This is a genomic window from uncultured Gemella sp., from assembly GCF_963529685.1.
Classification (GTDB): domain Bacteria; phylum Bacillota; class Bacilli; order Staphylococcales; family Gemellaceae; genus Gemella.
Genome location: NZ_CAUSAI010000067.1, coordinates 1 through 4,985, shown reverse-complemented (window position 1 = coordinate 4,985; position 4,985 = coordinate 1). Strand labels below are relative to the sequence as shown.

1 protein-coding gene is annotated in these 4,985 nt (G+C 32.5%); it reads left to right on the top strand.

Going from position 1 to position 4,985, the window contains the following annotated elements; all coding sequences use genetic code 11:
- On the top strand, positions 1–4,985 hold a 4,985-nt coding region (locus tag RWS90_RS07605), incomplete at both ends, for a ZmpA/ZmpB/ZmpC family metallo-endopeptidase (protein WP_314550173.1).

The following is a 4,985-nucleotide window of genomic DNA, read 5'->3' as shown; positions in this document are numbered from 1 at the left end:
AGCAATAGTCGAATCAGAGCAAGTAGCTCCACTTCCAGAATACACAGGAGTACAGTCAGGAGCAATAGTAGAACCAGAGCAAGTAGCTCCACTTCCAGAATACACAGGAGTACAAGCTGGAGCGTTAGTAGAACCAGAACAAGTAACTCTGCAACCAGAGTACAAGGGGACTCAGTCTAGTGCCATCGTCGAACCAGAGACCCATGCTTCCTTACCAGAATATACAGGTGAGCAATCAGGAGCTGTTGTAGCCCCTGAGACAGCTGAAAAACCAGAATATACCAGCACCCAGTCTGGAGCAATAGTCGAATCAGAGCAAGTAGCTCCACTTCCAGAATACACAGGAGTACAGGCCGGAGCTATAGTAGAGCCAGAAAAAGTTGAAGCGCCAAGAGAATACACAGGAGTACAGGCTGGAGCGTTAGTAGAACCAGAGAAAGTCGAAGCACCAAGAGAGTACAAAGGGGTACAAGCTGGAGCAATAGTAGAGCCGGAGAAAGTAGAACCAACTAGAGAGTATTCTGGAAGTATTGAACAGCCAAGTGCAGAAGAGACTAAACCAAATAATGAAAATACTCATACACCAGAAGAAATGAGTATTCAGAAAAAATCTAGTGCATTAATTAATATGACCTTTATTACAGATTCATCTAGGGGAACTGGAGTAGGATCAGCTACTTTTATTGCACCAAATGTACTTTTAACAGTAGCTCATAATTTCATTAATAATTCTTCTGATAATACTACAGGTAAGTTCATAGGGGATGAAACCAAAAATACATATGAATGGGTAACTCCTGATGGACAAAAAGGAACATTTACTGCTAAGGATATTCATTTTTATAATCAACAAGATTATCCAAAAGGATTTATCTATGATTTAGCAGTGATTAAATTACCACAATCTTTAGAAAGAAAACATGTAAATCTAGTAGAAAATTATTCGAAAGTAAATGTTCATGACAAACTAAATGTTCATGGATATCCAGGTGGGGAATATACGCACTTAAAAGATGCTACAGTAGAAATGGAGCAAAAATATGCGAATAATACCTACGGTGTTCAATATCAAGGTGGAAAACCTGGTATGAGTGGTGGAGGAATATTTAATGCTAACGGTGAAGTCATTGGTGTCCACCAAAATGGAGCACAAAATCGCTCAGGCGGATTGATTTTATCTCCTACACAATTAGCTTGGATTAAGAGTATTATAGCAGGTAATGAAATTCCACCAGTATACGATGAACTTTATCGTCATAAAGATGATAAAAAAGATGACGCTAAAGATAAAAAAGAAGTTATTAAGAAATTAGAACTTAGAAATATATCTTCTGTAGAACTATATTCAAAAGATGGTGATAAGTATCGTCATGTAACTTCACTTGCTTCTTTACCAAGTAATGCAGAAGATTACTTTATGAAAGTTAAATCAGAGAACTTTAAAGATGTGATGCTACCAGTTATAAGCATTACTAATGCTAATAAAGATAATAGAGATGTTTATAAAATAGTAGCAAGTGCAAATAATTTGATACATCATGAAAATAATAATGTATTAGAAAATTATACTTACTATTTACCAAAAACTCAGCAAAGTGAAACTGGTGTCTATACATCATTTAAAAATTTAGTAGATGCAATGAATAGCAATCCTAATGGTACATTCCGTTTAGGAGCAACTATGGATGCTCGTGAAGTCGAACTTCCAGATGGTCAAGAAAGTTATGTGAAAAATGAATTCCACGGTACACTAATAGGTCAAAATAGTAATAAGTATTATGCTGTATATAATCTGAAAAAGCCGTTATTTAATGTTTTAAGTAATGCCAGAGTACAAAACCTTTCACTAAAAGATGCTAATATTTCTGCAAAAGATGATACTGCAACACTTGCAAAAGAAGCGAATAGCAATACCCATATTGATAATGTTCATGCTACTGGTGCAATAGCTGGTGAACGTGGAATAGGAGGATTAGTATCAAAAGTTAACAATTCTACTATTTCTAACAGTAGCTATACAGGTAGAATAACTAATACATATAAAACAGTTGCTAGTTATCAAATCGGAGGTTTAGTAGGTAAACTTTCAGGTTTGGGAGCATTAATAGACAAGTCGATTGCATCTATCGATATGGCGACGAATGCAACGCAAGGTGATCAGTCTATTGGCGGAATAGCTGGTGCAGTAATTGATAATGCTGTGATAAGCAGTAGTTATGCTGAAGGGAAACTAAATAATGTTAAACCTTTTGCTTATGTAGGTGGTGTAGTTGGAGACCTTTGGGATCCAGTGGATGGTTTAGAAAAATCTGGAAAACTATTAAATGTACTAAGTGATGTTGATATTACGAACGGTAATGCTATAACTGGTAAAGACTTTACTAGGATGAAAGCAACTTCTGTTTATAGCAACAAAAATAATAAGGTTGTGAACGTAGTACCAGAAGATGATGAAATCTTAACTAAGGATTCTACTGTTCAAAGAGGAGAAGTATTAGAAGATGCACAGATTAAAGAGAAAAAATCTGCTTTTGTTACTAAAAATACTATTAAAACAGAAGACTTTAATTTCTCTTCTAGATATGTAACTGACTATAGAAATCTTGAAAATGCCGTTTCATCTAAAGAAAAAGTATATAAAAATATAGAAAAACTATTACCATTCTATAATAGAGAAACAATAGTTAAGTACGGAAATTTAGTAGAGTCAAGTAGTAATCTTTATAATAAAGAATTATTATCAGTTGTTCCAATGAAAGATAATGAAGTAATTAGTGATATTAACAAATACAAATCAAGTATAAATAAATTATTACTATATTACGCGGACAATACATCAGAGACAAAAAATATAGAATATCAAAATGATTTTTCAAATGTAGCAGAGTATAGAATAGGCGGTACAAACTTAATTTATACACCGAATACATTACTTCGCAATTATAATAATATTTTAGATGAAGTATTACCAGCATTAAATAGTGTAGAATACAAATCAGACGCAATTAGAAAAGTATTAGATGTTTCTAAGGATGTTAGTTTAACGGAGTTATATTTAGAAGATCAATTCAATACTACTAAACATGATTTGAGAGACAGTTTAACAAAACTACTTACTGCAGATGCTGCAATAGTGGAAAATAACAATAAGACAATAGATAATTATGTAATCGAAAAAATTAAAAATAATAAGGAAGCTTTACTTCTAGGATTAACATATTTAGAACGTTGGTACAATTTCAAATATGGTGATACAAAAGCGAAAGATTTAATTATGTACCACTTGGATTTCTTCGGTAAATCAAATAGTTCAGCGTTAGATAATGTTATCGAACTAGGTAAATCTGGATATAATAATTTACTAGCGAAAAATAATGTTATAACTTATAACGTTTTATTAGCGAAAAATTATAAAACTACTAATTTATTTGATGCATTAGAAAAATATAGACAAGCATTCGTGCCAGATAAAACCAATAACGAGTGGTTTAAAGAACAAACTAAAGCCTATATAGTAGAAGAAAAATCTACGATTAAAGAGGTAAGTGATAAACAATCAAAAGCAGGCACTCCGCAATCTATAGGGGTATATGATAGATTAACTAGCCCATCTTGGAAATACCCAAGTATGGTCTTGCCGCTATTAACATTACCTGAAAAATCGGTGTTTATTATAGCCAACATTTCGACTATAGGATTTGGTGCTTATGATAGATATAGAAGTAAAGAACATCCAGCAGGAAATAATTTAAATGACTATGTTGAGACAAAAGCTAAAGAAGCGGCTGCTAGATTTAGAGATCACTATGATTACTGGTATAAAATACTAGATGATAAAAATAAAGAAAAATTATATAGAAGTGTTCTAGTCTATGATGCATTTAGATTTGGTACAGATGAAAAAGAAGATAAAGATACATACCAAGCAACTTTTGAAACTGATCATCCAGCAATAAAACATTTCTTTGGTCCAGCAGGAAATAATGTTGTTCATAATTCTAATGGAGCATACGCTACGGGGGATGCATTCTACTATATGGCATATCGTATGCTTGATAAAGATGGTGCGGTAACTTATACACATGAAATGACGCATAACTCAGATAGAGAAATTTATCTTGGAGGTTATGGAAGAAGAAATGGACTTGGACCAGAGTTTTATGCTAAAGGATTGTTACAAGCTCCTGATCATCCATACGATCCTACTATTACGATTAACTCTATATTGAAGTATGAAGAAGCAGAAAATCCAACTAGACTTCAGGTAAAAGATCCTACAAAACGATTTAATAATGCAGAAGATTTGCAAAAATATATGCATAATATGTTTGATGTAATTTATATGCTAGAATATCTAGAAGGTAATGCAGTTGTTAAATTAGAGATTGATAAGAAAAACGAGTTATTGAGAAAAATAGAAAATAAATTTGAAACAGATCCAGATGGAAGTAAGGTTTATGCAACTAATGTTGTTCGTTACTTAACAGTTGAAGAGCTTAATAAGTTAAATTCATTTGATAGTCTAATTGAAAATGATGTCATTACAAGAAGAGGATACGAAAATGACAATGATAATACCTTTAAACGAAATGGCTATTATACAATTAAACTATTTTCACCAATATATTCAGCTTTAAGTAATAATAAAGGAACACCGGGTGATTTAATGGGACGTCGTATGGCGTTTGAATTGTTAGCTGCAAAAGGATTTAAAGATGGAATGGTACCATATATTTCTAATCAATACGCAGAAGAAGCAAAAGCTAAAGGTAAAGTGATTAAGTCATATGGTAAAGTAGTCGGTAATGTAACTGATAAGTTAGTGCTTGAGAAAGTATTTAATAATCGTTATTCATCTTGGGTAGAATTTAAAAAAGCAATGTATGATGAACGAATAGCTAAATTTAATAATCTAATCAGTATTAGTTTCTATAATCCAAATGTAAGTTTCTCAAGAAATAGTAAGGTAACAATAACTAATATTG